The 24,460-nt window shown below is 62.0% G+C and carries 24 protein-coding genes and 1 pseudogene; 19 read left to right on the top strand and 6 right to left on the bottom strand.

The window, feature by feature from the left end; all coding sequences use genetic code 11:
- Positions 1-98: 98 nt before the first annotated feature.
- The 3 genes from HU715_RS22655 to rpmE form a co-directional block, all read right to left on the bottom strand.
- Complete coding sequence (locus tag HU715_RS22655; protein WP_186706087.1) at positions 99-1,367, bottom strand: malic enzyme-like NAD(P)-binding protein; 1,269 nt, start codon at positions 1,365-1,367, stop codon at positions 99-101.
- 184 nt (positions 1,368-1,551) lie between these two features.
- Entirely contained in the window at positions 1,552-2,334 is a 783-nt protein-coding gene (locus HU715_RS22650) for a thermonuclease family protein (protein WP_186706088.1), read from the bottom strand.
- A gap of 41 nt (positions 2,335-2,375) precedes the next feature.
- On the bottom strand, positions 2,376-2,600 hold the full coding sequence (gene rpmE / locus HU715_RS22645; protein WP_014336159.1) for a 50S ribosomal protein L31: 225 nt from the start codon (positions 2,598-2,600) through the stop codon (positions 2,376-2,378).
- A 297-nt stretch (positions 2,601-2,897) separates the two neighbouring features.
- Between rpmE and HU715_RS22640 the strand changes: the two genes are divergently transcribed.
- The 10 genes from HU715_RS22640 to HU715_RS22595 all read left to right on the top strand — a co-directional run bounded on the left by HU715_RS22640 (position 2,898) and on the right by HU715_RS22595 (position 16,077).
- Complete coding sequence (locus HU715_RS22640; protein WP_186706089.1) at positions 2,898-5,117, top strand: primosomal protein N'; 2,220 nt, start codon at positions 2,898-2,900, stop codon at positions 5,115-5,117.
- 243 nt (positions 5,118-5,360) lie between these two features.
- On the top strand, positions 5,361-7,097 hold the full coding sequence (gene argS / locus HU715_RS22635; RefSeq protein WP_186706090.1) for an arginine--tRNA ligase: 1,737 nt from the start codon (positions 5,361-5,363) through the stop codon (positions 7,095-7,097).
- 1 nt (position 7,098) lies between these two features.
- The gene (locus tag HU715_RS22630) at positions 7,099-7,803 is read left to right on the top strand and encodes an SPOR domain-containing protein (RefSeq protein ID WP_186706091.1); all 705 of its coding nucleotides are present in this window, start codon (positions 7,099-7,101) and stop codon (positions 7,801-7,803) included.
- 254 nt (positions 7,804-8,057) lie between these two features.
- Entirely contained in the window at positions 8,058-8,588 is a 531-nt protein-coding gene (gene hslV / locus HU715_RS22625; protein WP_003196958.1) for an ATP-dependent protease subunit HslV, read from the top strand.
- Positions 8,589-8,631: 43 nt separating this feature from the next.
- Complete coding sequence (gene hslU / locus HU715_RS22620; RefSeq protein WP_186706092.1) at positions 8,632-9,969, top strand: ATP-dependent protease ATPase subunit HslU; 1,338 nt, start codon at positions 8,632-8,634, stop codon at positions 9,967-9,969.
- Positions 9,970-10,164: 195 nt separating this feature from the next.
- Positions 10,165-10,542 carry a gamma-butyrobetaine hydroxylase family protein gene (locus tag HU715_RS22615; protein ID WP_186706093.1) on the top strand — a complete coding sequence of 126 codons (378 nt, stop codon included), beginning with the start codon at positions 10,165-10,167 and terminating at the stop codon, positions 10,540-10,542.
- 278 nt (positions 10,543-10,820) lie between these two features.
- Positions 10,821-12,500, top strand: coding sequence for a class II poly(R)-hydroxyalkanoic acid synthase (gene phaC, locus HU715_RS22610; RefSeq protein WP_186706094.1), 1,680 nt, complete (start codon positions 10,821-10,823; stop codon positions 12,498-12,500).
- Positions 12,501-12,743: 243 nt separating this feature from the next.
- Positions 12,744-13,601: a poly(3-hydroxyalkanoate) depolymerase gene (gene phaZ / locus HU715_RS22605; protein ID WP_003186648.1), complete on the top strand. Its 858-nt coding sequence runs from the start codon at positions 12,744-12,746 to the stop codon at positions 13,599-13,601.
- A 112-nt stretch (positions 13,602-13,713) separates the two neighbouring features.
- A complete protein-coding gene (phaC, locus tag HU715_RS22600) occupies positions 13,714-15,396 on the top strand; it encodes a class II poly(R)-hydroxyalkanoic acid synthase (protein ID WP_186706095.1) in 1,683 nt (560 codons plus the stop codon).
- A 60-nt stretch (positions 15,397-15,456) separates the two neighbouring features.
- Positions 15,457-16,077 carry a TetR/AcrR family transcriptional regulator gene (locus tag HU715_RS22595; protein WP_186706096.1) on the top strand — a complete coding sequence of 207 codons (621 nt, stop codon included), beginning with the start codon at positions 15,457-15,459 and terminating at the stop codon, positions 16,075-16,077.
- A 234-nt stretch (positions 16,078-16,311) separates the two neighbouring features.
- Here the strand turns inward: HU715_RS22595 and HU715_RS22590 are convergent, their stop codons facing one another.
- The 3 genes from HU715_RS22590 to HU715_RS22580 form a co-directional block, all read right to left on the bottom strand.
- Complete coding sequence (locus tag HU715_RS22590; RefSeq protein WP_186706097.1) at positions 16,312-17,211, bottom strand: phasin family protein; 900 nt, start codon at positions 17,209-17,211, stop codon at positions 16,312-16,314.
- 10 nt (positions 17,212-17,221) lie between these two features.
- Positions 17,222-17,644, bottom strand: a complete 423-nt coding sequence (locus tag HU715_RS22585) for a phasin family protein (protein WP_186706098.1) — start codon at positions 17,642-17,644, stop codon at positions 17,222-17,224.
- Positions 17,645-17,909: 265 nt separating this feature from the next.
- Complete coding sequence (locus tag HU715_RS22580) at positions 17,910-18,185, bottom strand: polyhydroxyalkanoic acid system family protein (protein WP_053117622.1); 276 nt, start codon at positions 18,183-18,185, stop codon at positions 17,910-17,912.
- A 155-nt stretch (positions 18,186-18,340) separates the two neighbouring features.
- Here HU715_RS22580 and ubiE point away from each other — a divergent pair, with 155 nt between their 5' ends.
- The 9 genes and pseudogenes from ubiE to HU715_RS22535 all read left to right on the top strand — a co-directional run bounded on the left by ubiE (position 18,341) and on the right by HU715_RS22535 (position 24,431).
- Positions 18,341-19,111 (top strand): bifunctional demethylmenaquinone methyltransferase/2-methoxy-6-polyprenyl-1,4-benzoquinol methylase UbiE, encoded by a 771-nt coding sequence (gene ubiE, locus HU715_RS22575; RefSeq protein WP_003196937.1) that lies wholly within the window; start codon positions 18,341-18,343, stop codon positions 19,109-19,111.
- Positions 19,111-19,735, top strand: a pseudogene (locus HU715_RS22570) (ubiquinone biosynthesis accessory factor UbiJ). The gene ubiE and the pseudogene HU715_RS22570 overlap by 1 nt, the downstream one beginning before the upstream one ends.
- Entirely contained in the window at positions 19,732-21,336 is a 1,605-nt protein-coding gene (ubiB, locus tag HU715_RS22565) for a ubiquinone biosynthesis regulatory protein kinase UbiB (RefSeq protein ID WP_186706100.1), read from the top strand. Before HU715_RS22570 ends, ubiB begins: the two are co-directional and overlap by 4 nt.
- 131 nt (positions 21,337-21,467) lie before the next feature.
- Entirely contained in the window at positions 21,468-21,866 is a 399-nt protein-coding gene (gene hisI, locus HU715_RS22560) for a phosphoribosyl-AMP cyclohydrolase (RefSeq protein WP_003196931.1), read from the top strand.
- The gene (locus tag HU715_RS22555; protein ID WP_186706101.1) at positions 21,859-22,191 is read left to right on the top strand and encodes a phosphoribosyl-ATP diphosphatase; all 333 of its coding nucleotides are present in this window, start codon (positions 21,859-21,861) and stop codon (positions 22,189-22,191) included. The genes hisI and HU715_RS22555 overlap by 8 nt, the downstream gene beginning before the upstream one ends.
- A gap of 24 nt (positions 22,192-22,215) precedes the next feature.
- The gene (locus tag HU715_RS22550) at positions 22,216-22,503 is read left to right on the top strand and encodes a twin-arginine translocase TatA/TatE family subunit (RefSeq protein WP_186706102.1); all 288 of its coding nucleotides are present in this window, start codon (positions 22,216-22,218) and stop codon (positions 22,501-22,503) included.
- A gap of 10 nt (positions 22,504-22,513) precedes the next feature.
- Positions 22,514-22,933, top strand: a complete 420-nt coding sequence (tatB, locus tag HU715_RS22545) for a Sec-independent protein translocase protein TatB (protein WP_186706103.1) — start codon at positions 22,514-22,516, stop codon at positions 22,931-22,933.
- On the top strand, positions 22,930-23,727 hold the full coding sequence (gene tatC / locus HU715_RS22540; protein WP_186706104.1) for a twin-arginine translocase subunit TatC: 798 nt from the start codon (positions 22,930-22,932) through the stop codon (positions 23,725-23,727). The genes tatB and tatC overlap by 4 nt, the downstream gene beginning before the upstream one ends.
- Positions 23,724-24,431, top strand: coding sequence for a 16S rRNA (uracil(1498)-N(3))-methyltransferase (locus HU715_RS22535; RefSeq protein WP_186706105.1), 708 nt, complete (start codon positions 23,724-23,726; stop codon positions 24,429-24,431). Before tatC ends, HU715_RS22535 begins: the two co-directional genes overlap by 4 nt.
- The last annotated feature ends 29 nt before the right edge of the window (positions 24,432-24,460 follow it).

The following is a 24,460-nucleotide window of genomic DNA, read 5'->3' as shown; positions in this document are numbered from 1 at the left end:
GCTCCCACAGGGATCTGCGGTGCTCATACAAAACCGGCAGGCACAAAAAAGCCCCGACTCACAGGAGCCGGGGCTTTTTGTTGAAGCGCTACAACGGCTTAGCCGTTGAACACATCATCCACGCTCTTGAGCGGGTAGTTCTTTGGATACGGCAGGGTCGCCACACCTGTCTCGATGGCGGCCTTGGCCACGGCATCGGAGATCAAGGTGATCAGGCGGGCGTCCATTGGTTTCGGGATGATGTACTCACGACCGAATTCCAGCTTGATGCCGCCGTAGGCGTCGCACACTTCCTGAGGCACCGGCAGCTTGGCCAGTTCGCGCAGGGCATTGGCGGCCGCGACTTTCATTTCTTCGTTGATGCGCTTGGCGCGAACGTCCAGGGCACCACGGAAGATGAACGGGAAGCCCAATACGTTGTTGACCTGGTTCGGGTAGTCCGAACGGCCAGTGGCCATGATCACGTCGTTGCGGGTCGCGTGGGCCAGTTCCGGGGCGATTTCCGGGTCCGGGTTCGAGCACGCGAACACAATTGGGTTCGGCGCCATGCGCAGCAGGTTTTCCGCGCTCAGCAGGTTCGGGCCCGACAGGCCGACGAACACGTCGGCACCGTCCAGCGCGTCCGCCAGGGAGCGCTTCTCGGTCGCGTGGGCGAACACAGCCTTGTACTGGTTCAGATCGTCACGGCCGGAGTGGATCACACCGGTACGGTCGACCATGAAGATGTTTTCGATATTGGCGCCCATGCTCACCAGCAACTTCATGCAGGAGATGGCCGCAGCGCCAGCACCGAGGCAGACGATCTTGGCTTCCGGCAGGGTCTTGCCGGCGATTTCCAGGGCGTTGATCATGCCGGCCGCGGTAACGATCGCGGTGCCGTGCTGGTCATCGTGGAATACCGGAATGTCGCACTGTTCGATCAGGGCGCGCTCGATCTCGAAGCACTCAGGCGCCTTGATGTCTTCCAGGTTGATGCCACCGAAGGTGATGGAGATGCGCTTGACGGTGTCGATGAAGGCTTGCGGGCTCTCGGAATCGACTTCGATGTCGAAAACGTCGATACCGGCGAAGCGCTTGAACAGCACGCCCTTGCCTTCCATGACTGGTTTGGACGCCAATGGGCCGAGGTTACCCAGGCCGAGGATCGCGGTGCCATCGGAAATGACTGCAACCAGGTTGCCTTTACCGGTGTATTTGTAGGCCAGTTCAGGGTCGCGAGCGATTTCGCGGACTGGTTCGGCTACGCCGGGGCTGTAGGCCAGCGACAAGTCGCGAGCAGTAGCGGTGGCCTTGGTGAGCTCGACACTCAGCTTTCCTGGACGAGGATGAGCGTGATATTCGAGAGCGGCAGTTTTCAGATCAGACATGTGGGCATTCCGCTTTTTACTGTGTTGGACAGACGGACCGCCGAGGATACGCGCCTCGCAAAGTCCCCACAAGACTGACCAGTCACTGCTGTCAAGCGCCCTGCCCTACGACTTTGGGCCAAGAGCCGCGAAACACAAGGGCTACATGCATACAATATAGCGACGAAATGTCTACAATTTTTTCCTACAGAACCGCTTCCAGCATGGCCGGATCAGTCAACGGCAACATCCATCGCGCTTGACCGGCTTTATTTCCGCCACGCCGGGCGCGGTCGATAACCCAGCCACGCGCCTCGATTGTCCGCCCTTTGAGCCGTTCCAGGGCCGAGGCATCAAAACGTCTCTGCAAATTGGGGCCAATGTGCAGGACAACCGCCCCCTGCAATTTAATCCAGATACCACCGCGATTGCGTTGCACGCTTTCTACTCGCCCACGGGTCAGCACGAAGCCGGGGGCATTGATCTGCTCCGCTCGCACCACTGGGGATTTTTTCCAAACACCTGATCCGGCCTGGCGCGCATGACGTTCGGCCATTTGCTGACAACTGACCAGATCAACGTTCGGCGCGACTGCCACCAGAAACCCCAACCCTTCGGCAATCAGGCGCTCTTCGAGGTTCTCGCCCTGGGCGTTGTAGACATGGGCCAGGGTGCGACCGTAATCGTCGCGGTCGTCCTTGCCAGGCAATACGCCCACCCGGCCACCGCTGGCAGCCACCAGGGCCTCGAGTCGCTGGCGCGCCGCCACGGCGAACGGCTCGTCGGCGCGGCCGCGCTTGCCCAGCTCAGGGCTATTGAGGCCGATCATCCGAATGCGGCGGCCATCCTCCAGGTACAAGGTGTCGCCATCCACCACGCGCTGCACCGCCACCTGGGGCAGGTTGCCCGGCACAGGACAGGCGCCCTGGGCACCGCAGAGCCAAATCGCAGACACAAAAAAGGCGCCCGCGAGGGACGCCTTCTTCATCAGTCTGGAGCAGTCGAGACGACCATCCAAAATGATCAGCCTCAGGCTTTTGGAGTAACTTTGCCGAAAGCACCGAAACGATCGGCAAACTTCTGAACACGGCCGCCGGTATCCAGAGTCTTTTGCTTACCGGTGTAGAACGGGTGGCATTCGTTGCAAACGTCGATCGCCAGGGCTTTGCCGTAGGTCGAACGGGTTTCGAACTTGTTGCCGCAGCTGCAGGTTACGGCAATTGCTGGGTATTCCGGATGGATATCGGTTTTCATGCTGTTTTCCTCAGGCTAGCGTGCCGCCACCCAACACTATTGTTGAATACCGCACGTAATTAGGCCGCGGATTCTACCAGACATCGTCATTCGCGCAAGCTATGCCTTGTACCAACCGTCTGCTAGGCTCCCGGCCTCATGCGCGATCCTTCTTGTGGGACTTGTGGGAGCGGGCTTGCTCGCGAAGGCGGTGTGTCAGGCACATCATTTCTGCCAGATAATCCGCCTTCGCGAGCAAGCCCGCTCCCACATTCAGCGCCAGCCTCACCCAATGTCTGTTTATTGAGATTGCCCCGCGTGCCCGACGCCATCCTGCGCCTCGCCCTGCCTTCGCCCCTGCGCCGCCTGTTCGACTACCGCGCCCCGGCCGGGATCCTGCGCGCCCAGTTGCAGCCGGGCATGCGCCTGCGGGTGCCGTTCGGCCGGCGGGAAATGATCGGCATCCTGGTGGAAGTCACCGACCACAGCGAAGTCCCGGCCGACAAGCTCAAACCGGCCCTGGCGCTGCTCGATGCCACGCCGCCGCTGCCCGCCTCGCTGTTCAAGCTGTGCCTGTGGACGTCCCAGTACTACCAGCACAGCCTCGGCGATACCCTGAGCTGGGCGCTGCCGGTGCTGCTGCGCCAGGGCGAGCTGGCCGAGGCGCGCCAAGAGCGGTTCTGGTCGGTGGCCCCGGGGGCCTCGCTGGACGATCCCCGCATCGCTCGCGCCCCGCGCCAGCGCGAAGCCTTGGCGACCCTGGCCCAACACCCCCATGGCGTGGCCCATCAACTGCTGAGCAAACTGATGCTCAGCAAGGACAGCCTGGACCTGTTGCTGGCCAAGGACCTGGTCCAGGTGGAAATCCGTCGGCACGCCCCCGGCGCCCGCCATGAACATTGGCTGGCCCAGCCGGAACTGCCACTCAATGCCGAGCAGCGGGCCGCTTGCGAAGCGATTCGCGCAGGTTTTGACAGTTATCACGCCTTTCTGTTGGCAGGCGTCACCGGCAGCGGCAAGACCGAGGTCTACCTGCAACTGATCCGCCAGACCCTGGAGGCCGGCAAGCAGGCCCTGGTGCTGATTCCGGAAATCAACCTCGGCCCACAAACCCTGGCGCGCTTCGAACAGCGCTTCAATGCGCGGATCGCCCTGGTGCACTCGGCGGTCAACGACCGTGAACGCCTGGAAGCCTGGCTCGCCGCCCGCGACGGCGAGGCCGACATCATCATCGGCACTCGCTCGGCCCTGTTCACGCCGATGAAGAACCCTGGCCTGATCATCATCGACGAAGAGCACGATGGCTCTTATAAACAGCAGGAAGGCCTGCGCTATCACGCCCGCGACCTGGCATTGGTGCGCGCCCGCCAGGAAAACATCCCGATCGTGCTCGGCTCGGCCACGCCCTCGCTGGAAAGCCTGCACAACGCCTACACCGGCCGCTACGGCCTGTTGCGCCTCAACGAACGGGCCGGTGGCGCCAAGCAACCGCGCTTCCTGCGCCTGGATGTGAAAAGTCGTCCGCTGGACAGCGGTATTTCCGGACCGATGCAGCAAGCCATCGGCCAGACCCTGGCCGCCGGGCAACAGGTGCTGGTATTCCTCAATCGTCGCGGTTTTGCCCCGACCCTGCTGTGCCACGACTGTGGCTGGATGTCTGGCTGCGAACGCTGCGACGCGCGGATGACCGTGCATCAACGCCATGGCGAGCTGCGTTGTCACCATTGCGGCCACGTCGAGCGCGTGCCAAGGCATTGCCCACAGTGCGGCAAAGTGGATTTGCGCCCGGTCGGCGCCGGCACCGAACGCGCCGAAGAACGGCTGGGCATCCTGTTTCCGGACTACCCGGTGTTGCGGGTCGACCGTGACAGCACCTCGCGCAAGGACGCGATGAACCAACTGTTCGCGACGATCCAGAAGGGTCAGCCGTGCATATTGGTGGGCACGCAGATGCTCGCCAAGGGGCATCACTTCCCACGGGTCACCCTGGTGTCGATCCTCGACGCCGATGGCGGGCTATTCTCCGGCGACTTCCGCGCCAGCGAGCGCATGGCGCAATTGATCGTCCAGGTCGCGGGCCGGGCCGGTCGGGCCGAGGAACCGGGCAAAGTGATCATCCAGACGCACCTGGCCGACCACCCACTGCTGATCCAACTGACCGAACAGGGTTACTTCGCCTTCGCCGAGCAGGCCTTGAGCGAACGCCGCAGCGCCGGCCTGCCGCCCTTTGCCCACCTGGCGCTGTTGCGGGCCGAAGCCCACAAGCCGGGGCAGGCCGAAGGTTTCCTCGATGAGGCTTGCAGCGAGGCGGAGCGTTTGCTGGCAGAGCAGAGCCTCACCGGCATCGAACTCCTGGGGCCGGTGCCAGCGCCGATGGAACGGCGAGCCGGGCGCTATCGCGCGCAGCTTTTATTGCAGGCCAATGCCCGGGCGCCGCTGCATCGACTGCTGAGCGCCTGGCTACTGGTACTGGAACAGATGCCCAGCGGGCGGGCGGTGCGCTGGTCGCTGGATGTGGATCCGGTGGATTTGTATTGACCACTGCCCCCCTGTGGGAGCGGGCTTGCTCGCGAAGGCGGTGGGTCAGTTGCGGTGATATTGGCTGTGCCACCGCTTTCGCGAGCAAGCCCGCTCCCACAGGGTCCGAGTGCATGCTGACCATCTGGAATAGTTACCAACCAACCCGCTACAGTTGGCAAGCTCGCCCGCGCCACGGATAATGCCCAGTTTTTCCACCAGCGCATCGAAGCGCCGCCGCGCCTGCGGTTGAAAGAGAAGACCATGAAAGACACCATTCGCCAGCTCATCCAGCAAGCCATCACCCAACTCGTCGCTGAAGGTGTGCTGCCAGAAGGCCTGTCGCCGGCGATTCAGGTCGAGAACACCCGCGACAAGACCCACGGCGACTTCGCCAGCAACATCGCGATGATGCTCGCCAAGCCGGCCGGCATGAAACCTCGCAACCTGGCGGAAAAAATCATCGCCGCGCTGCCGGCCGACGAGAACGTCAGCAAGGCTGACATCGCCGGCCCCGGGTTCATCAATTTCTTCCAGAACACCCAGGCCCTGGCCTCGCGCCTGGACGCGGCGCTGGCCGACGAACGCATCGGCGTGCGCAAGGCCGGCCCGTTGCAGCGCACCGTGGTCGACCTCTCGGCCCCCAACCTGGCCAAGGAAATGCACGTCGGCCACCTGCGCTCGACCATCATCGGCGACGGCGTGGCCCGGGTCCTGGAGTTTCTTGGCGACACCGTGATCCGCCAGAACCACGTCGGCGACTGGGGCACCCAGTTCGGCATGCTGATGGCCTATCTTCAGGAAAACCCGATCACCAGCGATGAGCTGTCGGACCTGGAGAACTTCTACCGCGCCGCCAAGCAACGCTTCGACGAGTCGCCGGAGTTCGCCGACCGCGCCCGTGGCCTGGTGGTCAAGTTGCAGGCCGGCGATGCCGAGTGCCTGGCGCTGTGGACCAAGTTCAAGGACATCTCCCTGTCCCATTGCCAGAAAATCTACGAGCTGCTGAACGTCAAATTGACCATGGCCGACGTGATGGGCGAAAGCGCCTACAACGACGACCTGGTCAACGTGGTCAACGACCTCCGCACCAAGGGCATGCTAGTGGAAAGCAACGGCGCCCAGTGTGTGTTCCTCGACCAGTTCAAGACCGCCGATGGCGAGCCGCTGCCGGTGATCATCGTCAAGGCCGACGGCGGCTACCTCTACGCCACCACCGACCTGGCGGCCGTGCGCTACCGCAACGGCGTGCTCAAGGCCGATCGGGTGCTGTATTTCGTCGATCAGCGTCAGGCCCTGCACTTCCAGCAAGTGTTCGAAGTGGCACGCCTGGCTGGTTTCGTGACCCATCCGATGGAGATGGAGCACATGGGCTTCGGCACCATGAACGGCGCCGACGGTCGTCCGTTCAAGACCCGCGACGGCGGCACGGTGAAGCTGATCGACCTGCTGACCGAAGCCCAGGACCGCGCCTACACCCTGGTCAAGGGCAAGAACCCGGACCTGGCCGAAGACGAACTGCGCAAGATCGCCAAGGTCGTGGGCATCGACGCGGTGAAATACGCCGACCTGTCCAAGCACCGCACCAGCGACTACAGCTTCAACTTCGACCTGATGCTCAATTTCGAAGGCAACACCGCGCCGTACCTGCTGTACGCCTACACCCGCGTAGCGGGCGTGTTCCGCAAGCTCGGCAAAGACTTCAATGAAATAGACGGCCAGATTGTGCTCCAAGCCCCGCAGGAGCAGGAGCTCGCGGCGAAACTGGCGCAGTTCGGCGAAGTGCTGAACAACGTCGCCGACAAAGGCACGCCGCACACGCTATGCGCCTACCTGTACGATGTCGCCGGCCTGTTCTCCAGCTTCTACGAGAACTGCCCGATCCTCAACGCGCAAACCCCGGAGCAAATGCAGAGCCGCCTGCGTCTCGCCGCACTGACCGGGCGCACGCTAAAGCAAGGCCTGGAACTGCTCGGCCTGGAAACCCTGGAGCGCATGTAAGTTGGCCGCCAAGAAAAAACCTGCACCCAAGCGCGGCGCCAGTCGTTACCAGCCCCCGACCAAACAGCCGATTCCGGGCTGGTTGTGGATGGCCATCGGCCTGACCGTCGGCGCGTTCATTGTGTTTTTGATGAAGCTGGAGCCGGGCCAGGGCGATGACGTCAAGCGCGTCCGCCAGGAGCAGCAGAAAGCCACGCGCATCGCCGAGGCCAACAAGACCCCGCCGAGCCCGACGCAACCAGTGAAGCCGAAATACGACTTCTACACCTTGCTGCCGGAATCGGAAGTCATCGTGCCGCCCGATGCCGTGCCGGAGAAGACCCTGCCGACGCCACAAGTGCCCCAGGTGCCCACCACACCGGTGACCCCGGCCGAAGCGGCGAAAATCGACACCGCCCGCGCCCAGGCGGCCCTGGCCGGCATCACGCCGCCACCGGCCCCGCCCGTGCAGAAAGCCGCGCCGGTGACGAAGTTCTTCCTGCAAGCCGGTTCGTTCCGCAAGGAAGCCGACGCCGACAAGGTCCGGGCGCAGATCATTCTGCTGGGCCAGTCTGTATCGGTGGAGTCCGGGACGGTGAAGGACGAGACTTGGTACCGGGTACTGGTCGGCCCGTTCAGTAACCGCGAGGAACTGACCAAGGCTCAGAAACAATTGGCGGGCAGCGGGTTCAGCAACCTGTTGTTACAACAACGCCAGAGCCGCTGATTCTGACGAAAGCATTTGTGGCAGCGGGGCTTTTCGTGGCGAGGGAGCTTGCTCCCGCTGGAGCGCGCAGCGGTCCCAAGCTTTTGGGTCTGCTACGCAGCCCAGCGGGAGCAAGCTCCCTCGCCACAAGAGCGCCCGGCAGAAACACCAGGTGCCACTCGTCCCCTCCGCCACCCCACAGTTGAAAAACCCCACGCCACCCCCATATGAGTTCCATCCGGGCATTTTCGCCCCGCTGCGTGGAGACTCTTCCCTTGACCACCATCGTTTCAGTCCGCCGTCACGGCAAAGTCGTCATGGGCGGCGACGGCCAGGTTTCATTGGGCAACACCGTGATGAAAGGCAACGCGAAGAAAGTCCGCCGCCTGTACCACGGCGAGGTCATCGCCGGTTTCGCCGGGGCCACTGCCGACGCCTTCACGTTGTTCGAGCGTTTCGAAGGCCAGCTTGAGAAACACCAGGGCCACTTGGTCCGTGCCGCCGTGGAGTTGGCCAAGGAGTGGCGCACCGACCGCTCCCTGAGCCGCCTCGAAGCCATGCTCGCGGTCGCCAACAAGGACGCCTCGTTGATCATCACCGGCAACGGCGACGTCGTTGAGCCCGAGGATGGCCTGATCGCCATGGGTTCCGGCGGTGCCTACGCCCAGGCCGCGGCCAGCGCCCTGCTGAAAAAGACCGACCTGTCGGCCCGCGAGATCGTCGAGACTGCCTTGGGCATCGCCGGCGACATCTGTGTCTTCACCAACCACACCCAGACCATTGAGGAGCAGGACCTCGCGGAGTAAGCCCTTCCAGGCCCAGACTTCCGCTTGAGGACCGCCAATTATTATGTCCATGACTCCCCGCGAAATCGTCCACGAACTCAACCGCCATATCATCGGCCAGGACGATGCCAAGCGCGCCGTCGCCATCGCCCTGCGTAACCGCTGGCGCCGGATGCAACTGCCCGAAGAGCTGCGCGTCGAAGTGACCCCCAAGAACATCCTGATGATTGGCCCGACCGGTGTCGGCAAGACCGAAATCGCCCGGCGCCTGGCCAAGCTCGCCAATGCGCCGTTCATCAAGGTCGAAGCCACCAAGTTCACCGAAGTCGGTTATGTCGGCCGCGACGTCGAATCGATCATCCGTGACTTGGCCGACGCTGCAATCAAGTTGCTGCGCGAACAGGAAATCACCAAGGTCCGCCATCGCGCCGAAGACGCTGCCGAAGAACGCATTCTCGATGCGCTCCTGCCACCAGCGCGCATGGGCTTCAACGCCGACTCCGCCGCGACACAGGATTCCAACACCCGCCAGTTGTTCCGCAAGCGCCTGCGCGAAGGCCAACTGGATGACAAGGAAATCGAGATCGAAGTGGCCGAAATGGCTGGCGTCGACATTTCCGCGCCACCGGGCATGGAAGAAATGACCAACCAGTTGCAGAGCCTGTTCGCCAACATGGGCAAGGGCAAGAAGAAGAGCCGCAAGCTCAAGGTCAAGGAAGCGCTGAAACTGGTGCGCGACGAAGAAGCCGGCCGCCTGGTCAACGAAGAAGAATTGAAGGCCAAGGCACTGGAAGCGGTCGAGCAGCATGGCATCGTGTTTATCGATGAAATCGACAAGGTTGCCAAGCGCGGCAATGTCGGCGGTGCCGATGTGTCCCGCGAAGGCGTTCAACGCGACCTGCTGCCGCTGATCGAAGGCTGCACGGTCAACACCAAGCTGGGCATGGTCAAGACCGACCACATCCTGTTCATTGCGTCCGGTGCGTTCCACCTGAGCAAACCGAGCGACCTGGTGCCGGAGCTGCAGGGTCGCTTGCCGATCCGTGTCGAACTCAAGGCGCTGACGCCGGAAGACTTCGAGCGCATCCTCAGCGAGCCCCATGCGTCCCTGACCGAACAGTATTGCGCGCTGCTCAAGACCGAAGGCCTGAGCATCGAGTTCACGCCAGAAGGCATCAAGCGCCTGGCGCAGATCGCCTGGCAGGTCAACGAGAAGACCGAGAACATCGGTGCCCGTCGCCTGCACACGCTGCTCGAACGCTTGCTCGAGGAAGTGTCGTTCAGCGCCGGCGACCTGGCCAGCGCCCACAACGAAGCGCCGATCCTCATCGACGCCGAGTACGTCAACAGCCACCTGGGTGAGCTGGCGCAGAACGAAGACCTGTCGCGGTATATCCTGTAAGCCACCCCCAGTGTGAGCGAGTTCCTGTGGCGAGGGGGCTTGCTCCCGCTGGGCTACGAAGTAGCCCCAAGAACCAGAAGCCACCGCTCAATCAGGTGGATCGCAACGAGTTTTTGGGAGGGCTTCGCCCTCCAGCGGGAGCAAGCTCCCTCGCCACATAATGTTCACACATGGCTTCAAGAGACTGACGACCCCATGACCAAACTCCCCACCGCCATCAACCTGCACAAAGCCTCCAAGACCCTGACGCTCAAATACGCGCCGGACGAGGAGTACCACCTGCCCGCCGAATTCCTGCGGGTGCACTCGCCTTCCGCCGAGGTCCAGGGCCACGGCAAACCCATCCTGCAATATGGCAAGCTCAACGTTGCCCTGACCAAGGTCGAACAGGCCGGCCAGTACGCACTGAAACTGACCTTCGACGACGGCCACGACAGCGGTTTGTTCACCTGGGACTACCTCTACCAGTTGGCGGTGCGCCAGCAAGACTTGTGGAACGATTATCTTGACGAACTCAAGGCCGCCGGAAAAACCCGCGATCCGAACGAGTCCGTCGTCAAGCTGATGCTCTAACTCAAGGGCTGGCGCTTTAGGGCGAATTTTCTAGACTCATCTGCTTGAATGCCCGCGCAGCAACGTCAATGACTGGCCTGCTTGCGAAAAAAATTAAACTCGGGTAACCAATGGAGCTGGCAAGTTCCCTGCAAAGGAACCGGCGAGTTCCTGGCACACGTTTCCTCATTGCCCTCGATGCGGAATTTATGGTCACCCCGAGCAGCGTACCTGGTATTGGCCTTGCGGCTTCATGGCACGATCCCGGTACTCGTCTGAAGGACAATGGAGCGTCGTAGATGAGCAACAAGAACAACGATGAGTTGAAGTACCAAGCCTCGGAAAACACCCTGGGCTTGAATCCCGTCGTCGGCTTGCGCAGGAAAGACCTGCTGGCCTCTGCCCGGATGGTGCTGACCCAGGCCATCAAGCAACCACTGCACAGCGTCAAGCACGTCGCCCATTTCGGCGTCGAGCTCAAGAACGTCCTGTTCGGCAAGTCCGAGCTGCAACCGGCCGGTGACGACCGTCGCTTCGCCGACCCGGCGTGGAGCCAGAACCCACTCTACAAGCGCTACCTGCAAACCTACCTGGCGTGGCGCAAGGAGCTGCACGCCTGGATCGACGACAGCAACCTGCCGCCCGCGGACATCAGCCGCGGGCATTTCGTGATCAACCTGATGACCGAAGCCATGGCCCCGACCAACTCGGCGGCCAACCCGGCGGCGGTCAAGCGCTTCTTCGAAACCGGCGGCAAGAGCTTGCTCGACGGACTGTCCCACCTGGCCAAGGATATCGTGCACAACGGCGGGATGCCGAGCCAGGTGAACATGGGCGCGTTCGAGGTCGGCAAGAGCCTGGGCGTGACCGAAGGCGCCGTGGTGTTTCGCAACGACGTGCTGGAGCTGATCCAGTACCGGCCCATCACCGAGCAGGTCCACGAGCGACCGCTGCTGGTGGTGCCACCTCAGATCAACAAGTTCTACGTCTTCGACCTGAGTCCGGACAAGAGCCTGGCGCGCTTCTGCCTGCGCAGCAACGTACAGACGTTCATTGTCAGCTGGCGCAACCCCACCAAGGCCCAGCGCGAATGGGGCCTGTCGACCTACATCGAGGCGCTCAAGGAAGCGGTGGACGTGGTCACGGCCATCACCGGCAGCAAGGACGTGAACATGCTCGGTGCCTGCTCCGGTGGCATCACCTGCACCGCGCTGCTGGGCCATTACGCCGCCCTCGGCGAGAAAAAAGTCAATGCCCTGACCTTGCTGGTGAGTGTGCTCGACACCACCCTGGACACCGACGTGGCGCTGTTCGTCGATGAACAGACCCTGGAAGCGGCCAAGCGCCACTCCTACCAGGCCGGCGTACTCGAAGGCCGCGACATGGCCAAGGTCTTTGCCTGGATGCGCCCCAACGACCTGATCTGGAACTACTGGGTCAACAATTACCTGCTGGGCAACGAACCGCCGGTGTTCGACATCCTGTTCTGGAACAACGACACCACACGGTTGCCGGCGGCGTTCCACGGCGACCTCATCGAAATGTTCAAGAACAATCCACTGATCCGCCCCAACGCATTGGAAGTGTGCGGCACGCCCATCGACCTCAAGCAGGTCACCGCCGACATCTTCTCCCTGGCCGGCACCAACGACCACATCACGCCATGGAAGTCCTGCTACAAGTCCGCGCAATTGTTCGGCGGCAAGGTGGAGTTCGTGCTGTCGAGCAGCGGTCATATCCAGAGCATTCTCAACCCGCCCGGCAACCCCAAGTCGCGCTACATGACCGGCGAGGACATGCCGGCCAAGGCCGAGGACTGGCAGGAAAACTCCACCAAGCACACCGACTCCTGGTGGCTGCACTGGCAGGCCTGGCAGGCCGAGCGCTCGGGCAAACTGAAAAAAGCCCCGACCGTGCTGGGCAACAAGGCCTACCCGGCCGGTGAAGCGGCACCGGGCACCTATGTGCATGAGCGGTGATGGATGCAACTCGTCTGCTGGGGGGGTGGGCGTGCTCACGAATGCACTCCGGCAGCCGACATTAACGGTGAATGCAAGGCCGTCTTCGCGAGCAAGCCCGCTCCCACATTGGGTTTGGCTGTGAACATGAGTTTCAGGTTCGCAACCGATCTAATGTGGGAGCGGGCTTGCTCGCGAAGGCCGCGACTCGGTCCGACAGACCGAACACTGGTAACCCGAGACATGACCCACAGGGCTTGAAGCATGCCGCAACCGTACATCTTCCGTACCGTCGATCTGGATGGCCAGACCTTGCGCACCGCGGTACGTCCCGGCAAGCCTCACTTGACGCCATTGCTAATTTTCAACGGCATCGGCGCCAACCTGGAGCTGGTGTTTCCGTTCATCCAGGCCCTGGACCCGGACCTGGAAGTCATCGCCTTTGACGTGCCCGGCGTTGGCGGTTCATCAACGCCCAACCGGCCGTATCGCTTTCCGGGCCTGGCCAAACTCACCGCACGGATGCTCGATTACCTCGACTACGGGCAGGTCAACGTGATCGGCGTATCCTGGGGCGGCGCCCTGGCCCAGCAGTTCGCCTACGACTACCCGGAGCGCTGCAAGAAGCTGGTACTGGCGGCCACGGCGGCTGGGGCGGTGATGGTGCCGGGCAAACCGAAGGTGCTGTGGATGATGGCCAGCCCCCGGCGTTATGTTCAACCGTCCCACGTGATGCGTATCGCGCCACTGATCTACGGTGGTTCGTTCCGCCGCGACCCGAGCCTGGCGGCCAGCCACGCAGCCAAGGTGCGTTCGGCGGGAAAGCTCGGTTACTACTGGCAACTGTTCGCCGGCCTCGGCTGGACCAGCATCCACTGGCTGCACAAGATCCACCAGCCGACCCTGGTGCTGGCCGGCGATGACGACCCGCTGATTCCACTGATCAACATGCGCATGCTGGCCTGGCGCATTCCCAACGCCCAATTGCACATCATCGATGACGGCCATCTGTTCCTGATCACCCGGGCCGAGGCGGTGGCGCCGATCATCATGAAATTCCTGGAGGAAGAACGTCAGCGCGCGGTGATGCATCCGCATCCCTCGCCGCTGGGCGGTGGCTGAAACCGCCCATTAGCGCCTGGCAGGACGCCGGATTGCGCAGCAACCCGAAACAGCGACTATGTTGTCTGGTTCGGTGTGTTTGTTTTTAGCCTGATGACGAAGGAGTTGACTCATGCGCGACAAACCGGCGAAGGGTTCCATGCCCGCACCTGCCAGTTTCATCAACGCACAAAGTGCGGTCACCGGACTGCGTGGCAGGGACCTGCTGTCCACCCTACGGAGCGTGGCCGCACACGGCTTGCGCAACCCGGTGCACAGTGCCCGGCATGCGTTGAAACTGGGCAGTCAATTGGGCCGTGTGCTGCTGGGCGAGACCCTTCACCCCACCAACCCCAACGACCCGCGTTTCGCCGATCCCACCTGGCAGCTCAACCCCTTCTACCGCCGCAGTTTGCAGGCCTACCTGAGTTGGCAAAAACAGGTCAAGAGCTGGATCGACGAAAGCGACATGAACGAGGACGACCGCGCCCGCGCCCACTTCGCCTTCGCCCTGCTCAACGACGCCGTAGCGCCGTCCAATACCTTACTCAACCCGCTGGCGGTCAAGGAACTGTTCAACTCCGGCGGCTCCAGCCTGGTCCGAGGCATCAGCCACCTGGTGGACGACCTGCTGCACAACGACGGCTTGCCGCGCCAAACCACGCCCCACGCCTTTGAAGTCGGCAAGACCCTGGCGACCACACCCGGCGCGGTGGTGTTTCGCAACGAACTGCTCGAACTGATCCAGTACCGGCCCATGAGCGAAAAGCAGTACGCCAAGCCATTGCTGATCGTCCCGCCGCAGATCAACAAATTCTATATTTTCGACCTCAGCCCCTCCAACAGCTTTGTCCAGTACGCCCTGAAAAACGGTTTGCAGGTCTTCATCATCAGTTGGCGCAACCCGGACGTACGCCACCGCGAATGGGGCCTGTCCAGCTATGTCGAGGCCACCGAAGAGGCGATGAATGTGTGCCGGGCGATCACTGGCGCTCGCGAGGTCAACCTGATGGGCGCCTGCGCCGGGGGCATGACCATCGCCGCCCTGCAAGGCCACCTGCAAGCCAAGCGCCAGCTGCGCCGGGTCGCCAGTGCCACGTACCTGGTGAGCCTGCTGGACAGTCAGATCGACAGCCCGGCCACGCTGTTCATCGACGAACAGACCCTCGAAGCCGCCAAGCGCCGCTCCTACCAGAAAGGCATCCTCGATGGTCGCGACATGGCCCGGGTGTTCGCCTGGATGCGCCCCAACGATCTGATCTGGACCTACTTCATCAACAACTACCTGCTGGGCAAGGAACCGCCAGCCTTCGACATCCTCTACTGGAACAACGACTGCACGCGGCTGCCGGCGGCCTACCACGGCGACCTGCTGGACTTCTTCAAGCACAACCCACTGACCCATCCCGGCGGCCTGGAAGTGTGCGGCACGCCCATCGACCTGCAAAAAGTGACAGTGGACAGCTTCAGCGTGGGTGGTATCAACGACCACATCACGCCCTGGGACGCGGTGTATCGCTCGACCCTCCTGCTGGGGGGCGAAAAACGCTTCGTGCTCTCCAACAGCGGCCATGTCCAGAGCATCCTCAATCCGCCAGGCAACCCCAAGGCCAACTACATCGAAAGCGCGAAACTGAGCAGCGACCCGCGAGCCTGGTACTACGACGCCACGCATGTCGAAGGCAGCTGGTGGACGCAATGGCTGGGCTGGATCCAGGCACGCTCCGGCGCCCAGCACGAAACCCAGATGACCTTGGGCAACGTTAATTACCCGCCGCTGGACGCCGCCCCTGGAACCTATGTTCGCGTGCGCTGAAGGCCTCACGCCACGGCCAGGCGCTTGGCCGTGGCACGACTTGACCATTAAGAAGACCGGATGAAAACCCGCGACCGCATCCTTGAATGTGCCCTGCAATTATTCAACGAAAAGGGCGAGCCGAACGTATCGACGATGGAAGTTGCCAACGAAATGGGCATCAGCCCAGGCAACCTCTACTACCACTTCCATGGCAAGGAACCGCTGATCCTGGGGCTGTTCGAGCGCTTCCAGAGCGAGCTGGCGCCGCTGCTCGACCCACCGGCGGACGCGCAGTTGGCGCCGGAAGACTACTGGCTGTTCCTGCACTTGATCGTCGAGCGCCTGGCCCAGTACCGGTTTCTGTTCCAGGACCTGTCCAACCTGGCCGGACGCCTGCCGAAGCTGGCCAAGGGCATCCGCCAATTGCTCAACGCCCTGAAGCGAACCCTCGCCTCACTGCTGGCGCAACTCAAGGCGCAGGGGTTGTTGGTCAGCGACACCCAGGCCTTGGGGCAACTGGTGGAACAGATCACCATGACCCTGCTGTTCTCCCTGGACTATCAGCGGATCCTCGGCCGCGAGGGCGAGGTTCGATTGGTGGTCTATCAGATCATGATGCTGGTGGCCCCACACTTGCCGCCCGCAACCAAGGTGGCGACAGAGCGACTGGCGTTGCGGTACCTGGAAGAACACGACTAACCAGTGGCAGTGGCAGTGGCAGTGGCAGTGGCAGTGGCAGTGGCAGATCCATTGTGGGAGCGAGCTTTGTGGGAGCAAAGCTTGCTCGCGATCCAGGCGCTGCGGTCCTCAAGAGCCGCGGCGTTTTCATCGCGGGCAAGCCTTGCTCCCACAAAGCTCGCTCCCACAGGTTGACCTGCGTACAAATAAAAAAGCCCGGCCTACATAGACCGGGCATTTTTATCAGCCCTGATATCAGGACTGGCTGGTAGGCGTCGATGGAGCCGGCGCTGGAGTTGGCGTCGCGACCGGGGTCGGAGCCGCGGCGGAGTTCGTCGTGCTCGCCGGGGTTGCCGGTTTGGCGGCCGCGGTGGGTGCCTTGGGTGCGGCAGCTTTTGGCGCGGCCGGTTTTTTCACTGCAGGCTTTTTCGCCGCAGCAGGTTTGGCCGCCGCTTTTGCCGCAGGCTTGGCAGCGGGTTTAGCCGCTGGTTTAGCCGCAGCAGGTTTAGCTGCCGCCGGTTTGGCTGCAGGTTTTGCAGCAGGCTTGGCGGCCGCTTTCGCCGCTACCGGTTTGGCTGCCGCCTTGGCAGCGGGTTTGGCCGCTGCGGTTTTAGCCGCTGGCTTGGCCGCTGCTTTCGCCGCAGGTTTGGCAGCGGGTTTTGCCGCAGCCTTGACCAGTGGCTTGGCTGCCGTTTTAGCGGCCGGCTTGGCCGCCGCCGTCTTGGCCGCCACCGGTGCGACTTTGGCGCCGGTGAGTTTTTCGATCTGCTTGGTCAGTGTGTCGACCTTGCTGTGCAACGCCTTGACTTCATTACGGCTCGGCACGCCCAGGCGGGAGATCGCACTGTTCAGGCGCTTGTCGAAAGCCCCTTCCAGTTCGTCCCATTTGCCCATTGCACGATCTTTTACGCCGCCGATTCGCGACTTGGCGGACTCGGCAGAGTCCTTGGCTGCATCGACTTGTTTGCCGACCGCCGTCTTAGTGAGTTTTTCGGCCTTTTCGCCGTCCTTAACCAGAGACTCGAAGAGCTTGCTGCCGTCAGTGTCGATCTTCGAGTACACGCCTAAACCAGCCAGCCAGATTTTGCGGGAATACTTTTCAATCTTCCCGGCCCACGAGCTGCCTTCTTTTTCTGTGATTTTTTTGCCAGCCATCCCGTTCTCCTTAATGTTTACGCGCGACACGTTCGAGCAATGCTGTCAGCTCATCGAGCTTAGCAGAGAGTGCCTCAACGTCATGTTTAGACGGAATGCCGATACGATTCAAGGCACTTGCAACACGGGCATCGAATACCTTCTCGACTTTATCGAGTTGTACTTCAACCCGAGCCTTGAACGTATTGACGTCGGTCTTGGCTTCAATCAATTCGCTGTTGGCCGCTTCAAGTTTCCCGGCAATTTTCTTTTTGCCTTTGGTTTCAATAACTTCGCCAGCTTTTACCAACTCTTGAAAATACTCGCCGCCTTCCTGGCCGACCTTCGTGTAGGCGCCCAGACCCGCCAGCCAGATCTTGCGCGCGTACGTTTTCACGTCGCTGAGCGTGGAAGATTCAACGTCGGTTTTTTTCTTGAAAATAACTTTGGCCATGGTGCACCTCACTCGAAAAAGGTTTGAGGAACTGCCCGCACAGGGACGGGCTCAGGCACAAAGTAGTGGCAATAATTAGAAACGGCACCCTAACAACTGACACATATTCCGAAGGCGATGACTGCCATTGTGGGAGCGGGCTTGCTCGCGAATGCGGTGAGTCAGTCAACATCAATAGTGACTGACCCACCGCATTCGCGAGCAAGCCCGCTCCCACAGGGTTGGGGGGTGAACTTTAATTTTGCATTCGCCACCCTTTCATCAATCAAGCCAACGCCTTATCCAGCGCCTTTTCGATTTCGCCTTTGATCGTGCCGCTCATGGCCGACATCAACATGCCCAGCTCCACGTCGACGCGGATCGAATCCTCGCCCACGTGCACTTCGCCCTTGACCCCGGAACGCTTGAGTTTCAGGGTATCACCCACCCACTGCGGCTCCAGGCCATAGCTGTCGGACAACTTCTGCGCCAGCTTGTCGGCCTTCTCTCGCGCCGCTTCCTTGCCCAGGCCATGGGCACGTTCAACCGTTATACGGGCCATCGGATGACTCCTGTTTTATCGGGACTTGCCTGAACGTTTCAAACCCTGGCTGCGTCAAAACGTCCCGGCGGTTGCCCATCTTACCTTCAGCCTTGCCAAGACAAAGCCCTCCACCGGGATTAGAATGTCCCGCATTCTTTTTTGGTGACCGCGATATGACTGATCAGCGCAAAGGCAGCGATGCCGAACCCACCACTCACTTCGGCTTCAAGAACGTGCCGGAAAGCCAGAAGGCGGAAAAAGTCGCCGAGGTTTTTCACTCCGTAGCCGCCAAGTACGACTTGATGAACGACCTGCTCTCGGGCGGCATGCACCGGCTCTGGAAGCGTTTCGCGATCGAGCTGTCGGGCGTGCGCAGCGGTAACCGCGTGCTGGACATCGCCGGCGGCACGGGCGACCTGACGAAGAAGTTCTCCCACATCGTCGGGCCGACCGGCCAAGTGGTCCTGGCCGACATCAACGAATCCATGCTCAAGGTCGGTCGCGACCGCCTGCTGGACCTGGGTGTGGCCGGCAATGTTGAATTCGTCCAGGCCGACGCCGAGAAGCTGCCGTTCCCCGACAACCATTTCGACTGCGTGACCATCGCTTTCGGCCTGCGCAACGTCACCCACAAGGAAGACGCCCTGCGTTCGATGCTGCGCGTGCTCAAGCCCGGCGGTCGCCTGCTGGTGCTGGAGTTCTCCAAGCCAACCAACGCGCTGATGTCCAAGGCCTATGACGCCTACTCGTTCGCCTTCATGCCGTTGATGGGCAAGCTGATTACCAATGACTCGGAAAGCTACCGCTACCTGGCCGAATCGATCCGCATGCACCCGAACCAGGAAACCCTGAAGTCGATGATGGTCGAGGCCGGTTTCGACCGCGTGACCTACCACAACATGACCGCAGGCATCGTCGCCCTGCATCGCGGTATCAAGCCCTGATGTTGCTCACCGGCCTGCTCGCCAGCGTCGAACTCGGCCTCAACCGGGTGCTGCGCCTGGACAGCACGGCGCTCCCGCGCCTGGCGCACTTGAGCGGCAAAGTGATCGCCGTCGACTGTCGTAGCCCGGCGTTGCGGTTGTTCATCCTGCCCAGCGACGAAGGCCTGATGCTCGCCGCCCACTGGGAAGCCGAAGTGGACTGCACGCTGCGCGCCCCGGCGGCGAGCCTGCTGAGCCTGGCCCTGGGCAAGGACAAGAGCGCGGCGCTGCACAGCCCCGACGTCGAGCTCGACGGCGACAGCGGCGTACTGCTGGAACTGGCTGCGATTCTCCAGGATCTGGAGCTGGACTGGGAATACGAAGTGTCCCGCTGGATCGGCCCGGTGGCGACCCAGCTGTTCAGCGGCCATTTGAACAGCCGCCGCCGCTGGTATCGCCAGGGTTTCGCCAGCCTAGGACAGAATCTGAGTGAATACCTGGCCGAAGAATCGCGTACCCTCGTAGGCCAACGCGAGGCCCAGGCCCGTTTTGATGAACTGGACCAGGTCAAGCTTGACCTGGAACGACTCGAGGCGCGTTTCGAGCGCCTTTCCCGATCCCTTGAAACCAAGCGATAACGCATGAAGCTGCTTGCCGTCCGCCGTTTGTTGCGCATCCAGCGCGTCGTGATCCGCTACCGCCTCGATGACCTGCTGTTCGCCTTGCCGCTGCCCTGGTTCCTCCTGGCGCTGCGCTTCGTGCTGCCGTGGCGCTGGTTTCCCCGGCGAACCCTGGACCTGAGTCGCGGCGCGCGCCTGCGCCTGGCTCTGCAGGACCTGGGACCGATCTTCATCAAGTTCGGGCAGATCCTCTCGACCCGTCGCGACCTGTTGCCCGAAGACATCGCCGACGAGCTGATGTTGCTGCAAGACCGCGTGCCGCCGTTCGATTCCAAGCTGTCGGTGGCGCTGATCGAGGAACAGTTGGGCAAGAAGATCAGCGAAGTCTTCAGCCGTTTCGATGTCGAGCCCCTGGCCTCGGCTTCCGTGGCCCAGGTTCACGCCGCGCAACTCAAGAGCGGCGAAGAAGTGGTGGTCAAGGTCATTCGCCCAGGCCTCAAGCCGATCATCGCCCAGGACCTGGCGTGGCTGTTCATTCTCGCTCGCGCCGCCGAGCGGTTGTCGGCCGATGCCCGCCTGCTGCACCCGGTGGACGTGGTCCAGGATTACGAAAAAACCATCTACGACGAACTCGACCTGCTGCGCGAGGCCGCCAACGCCAGCCAGTTGCGTCGCAACTTCGAAGGCTCGCCGCTGCTCTATGTGCCGCAAGTCTATTGGGACTGGTGCCGGCCGAAAGTATTGGTGATGGAGCGCATCTACGGCATCCAGGTGACTGACCTGGCGACCTTGGCCGACCAGCGCACTGACATGAAATTGCTGGCCGAGCGCGGCGTGGAAATTTTCTTCACCCAGGTGTTTCGCGACAGTTTCTTCCACGCCGACATGCACCCGGGCAACATCTTCGTCAGCACCGTACAGCCATGGAGCCCGCAATACATTGCCATCGACTGCGGCATCGTCGGCAGCCTGACCCCTGAGGACCAGGACTACCTGGCACGTAACCTGTTCGCCTTCTTCAAGCGTGACTACCGTCGCGTCGCCCAACTGCACATCGATTCAGGCTGGGTGCCCGCCGAGACCAAGCTCAACGAATTCGAAGCGGCGATCCGTACCGTGTGCGAACCGATCTTCGAAAAACCGTTAAAAGATATTTCCTTCGGCCAGGTGCTGATGCGCCTGTTCCAGACTGCGCGTCGCTTCAACATGGAGGTCCAGCCGCAGTTGGTGCTGTTGCAGAAAACCCTGCTGAACATCGAGGGTCTGGGCCGTCAGCTGTACCCGGACCTCGACCTGTGGAACACCGCCCAACCGTTCCTCGAACGCTGGATGCGCGAGCGCGTCAGCCCGCGAACCTTGCTGGGCAACGTGCAGAGCCAATTCGAGCAGATCCCGCACCTGGCCAATATGACCCGCGACCTGCTCGAACGCATGTCCCAGCCCCACGCCCACGACCCGGCGCCCCCGTGGCATCGACGCAAGGACGACTGGCTGTTGCGCCTGCTTGGCGCGGCTCACCTGGGGGGCGGCGCGGTGCTGGCGACCGGCGGGCCGCTGAGCCAACTGGGCCACTGGCCGGCCGGTATCATGGTGGTGGTCGGTCTGTATCTGGTCGTTCGTCGATAGCACGGATCAGTTGCAAGCGATAAGCTGCAAGCCTCAAGCTAAAACGGTTGAACCCATCGCTCAACCCAACACAGAATCGCTTTTACTTGCAGCTTGAAGCTTAAAGCTTGCCGCTGCCGTCAGGACCAACGATGAAAAACTGGCAGGACGAGATCAAGTGGGACGCTGACGGCCTGGTGCCGGCCATCGCCCAGGACCACAAGACCGGGCGCGTATTGATGATGGCCTGGATGAACCGCGAAGCACTGGCCCTGACCGCTGCCGAGAACCGCGCCATCTATTGGTCACGTTCCCGTGGCAAGCTGTGGCGCAAGGGTGAAGAGTCCGGCCACGTGCAGCACCTGCACGAGATGCGCCTGGACTGCGACGGCGACGTGATCATCCTGATGGTCGAGCAGGTCGGCGAAATTGCCTGCCACACCGGCCGTCAAAGCTGCTTTTATCGCGTCTTCGAGAACGGCGACTGGAAAACCGTCGACCCGGTGCTCAAGGACCCGCATGCCATTTATTCAGGACATACCCATGAGTGACACCCTGACCCGCCTGGCCCAGGTGCTGGAAGAGCGCAAGGGCGCCGCCGCCGACAGTTCCTATGTCGCCAGCCTGTACCACAAGGGCTTGAACAAGATTCTGGAGAAAGTCGGCGAAGAGTCGATTGAGACCATCCTCGCCGCCAAGGACGCCGCTGTCAGCGGCGACTGCAGCGACGTGATCTACGAGACCGCCGACCTGTGGTTCCACAGCCTGGTCATGCTGGCCCAACTGGGGCAGCATCCGCAGGCCGTACTGGATGAATTGGACCGTCGTTTCGGTCTGTCCGGGCACGTCGAGAAAGCCTCGCGCCCGTCCGCCTGATCAATTTTTGAGAGGAGTAGCCACATGGGTATCTTTGACTGGAAACACTGGGTCGTCATCCTGGTCGTCGTGGTGCTGGTGTTCGGTACCAAGAAACTGAAAAACCTCGGCACCGATGTCGGCGAGTCGATCAAGGGCTTTCGCAAAGCCATGAATGATGATGAAAAACCGGCCGATCCGACGACCACCCAAGCCCAGCCCGGACAACCGGCCCAACCGGTACACCCGCAGGCCACTCAGCCTGTGAATGCACCGAATACCATCGATGTGCAGGCCCAGAAAGTCGAAGAGCCCATCCGCAAAGACTCGTGAGCACTGACTAATGTTTGGGATCAGCTTCACTGAACTGCTGCTCGTCGGCCTCGTCGCCCTGTTGGTATTGGGCCCCGAGCGCCTGCCGGGTGCTGCGCGCACTGCCGGTCTGTGGATCGGGCGCCTGAAGCGCAGCTTCAATGCGATCAAACAGGAAGTTGAACGTGAAATCGGTGCCGACGATATCCGTCGGCAACTGCACAACGAACATATTCTGTCCCTGGAGCAGGAAGCGCGGAAAATCTTCACGCCGACCCAACAGGAACCGACGCCGGTCCAGCCCGTGGTCGAGCCGACGATGGCTTCCCAAACGCCAGAAAGCGGCGTGCCGGTGGCAGAACCGGCGCCAGCGACACCGACGGTAGCGGACACCGCCTCCACCGCTGCGCCTGCGCCTAACGACCCTACTTTGCCGCCGCGAGCCCCATGAGCGATATCCCTGAAAACGACCAGCCGATGCCGCTGGTATCGCACCTCACCGAGTTGCGCACCCGCCTGCTGCGTTGCGTCGCGGCGGTTTTCATCATCTTCGCCGGGCTGTTTTCCTTCACCCAGCAGATCTACACCTTCGTCTCCACGCCGCTGCGCCAGTACTTGCCGGTAGGGGCGACGATGATCGCCACCGACGTGTCGTCGCCGTTCCTGACGCCACTGAAGCTGACGATGATGGTCTCGCTGTTCCTGGCGATCCCGGTGATCCTGCACCAGATCTGGGGCTTCATCGCACCGGGCCTGTACAAGCATGAAAAACGCATCGCCGTGCCGCTGCTGGTGTCCAGCATCCTGCTCTTCTACACCGGCATGGCCTTCGCCTATTACCTGGTGTTCCCACTGATCTTCAAGTTCTTCGCCGCCGCCACCCCGGCGGGCGTGGAGATGATGACGGACATCAGCAGCTACCTGGATTTCGTCATGACGCTGTTCTTCGCCTTCGGTGTGGCGTTCGAAATCCCGGTGGCGGTGGTGCTGCTGGTGTGGATCGGCGTGGTCGACGTCGCCTACCTGAAGAAGATCCGCCCCTACGTGATCATCGGCTGCTTCGTAGTCGGCATGATCCTGACCCCGCCGGATATCTTCTCCCAGACCCTGTTGGCCGTGCCGATGTGGCTACTGTTCGAGATCGGCATCCTGTTCGGTGGCCTGGTGCGCAAACGTCGGCAGGAAGACCCCGAGGACCAACCGGTCGATGACCACAACGATCAGCCGCCAGCGACCCAAGCGTGAACCTGCTGCTGCTCGAAGAGGCCGATTTCATCGGGCCTGACCGCGTCATCCTGAGCGATCGGCGGTTGACCCACATGCAGGAAGTCCACCGCAGCGCGGTCGGCGACAACCTGCGTGTCGGGCGCATTGGCGGGTTGATGGGCACAGCCCAGGTGCTGCGCCTGGAAGCTCGGGAAGCCGAACTGCAAGTGATCCTCGACCAGGCGCCACCGGCCAAGTTGCCGCTGACCCTGGTGCTCGCCCTGCCGCGTCCGAAAATGCTCCGGCGAGTGTTCCAGACCGTCGCCACCATGGGCGTGCCGCGGGTGGTGCTGGTCAACAGCTATCGCGTGGAAAAGAGCTTTTGGCAGACGCCGTTCCTGGAGCCCGAGGCGATTCGTGAGCAATTGATCCTGGGCCTGGAGCAGGCTCGGGACAGCGTGCTGCCTGAAATCGTCATTGAAAAGCGCTTCAAGCCCTTCGTTGAAGACCGCCTGCCGGCCCTTGTGGACGGGACCCTCGGGCTGGTCGGCCACCCAGGCAACCACCCGCCCTGCCCCCGGGCCCTGACGGAACCCGTCACCCTGGCAATTGGCCCCGAAGGCGGCTGGATCCCCTACGAGATCGAGCTGCTGGGCAAGGCTGGCTTGCAACCGGTGCAGCTGGGAGAGCGGATCCTGCGGGTCGAGACTGCCGTTACGGCGCTGCTAGCCCGGTTGTTCTAACGGCCCGACTGTTTCCCTGTGGCGAGGGA

The organism is Pseudomonas zanjanensis (genome assembly GCF_014268745.2).
GTDB classification, from domain to species: Bacteria; Pseudomonadota; Gammaproteobacteria; order Pseudomonadales; family Pseudomonadaceae; genus Aquipseudomonas; species Aquipseudomonas zanjanensis.
Note: the sequence above shows the minus strand (reverse complement) of the source record. Positions and strands in the feature narration are given on the sequence as shown.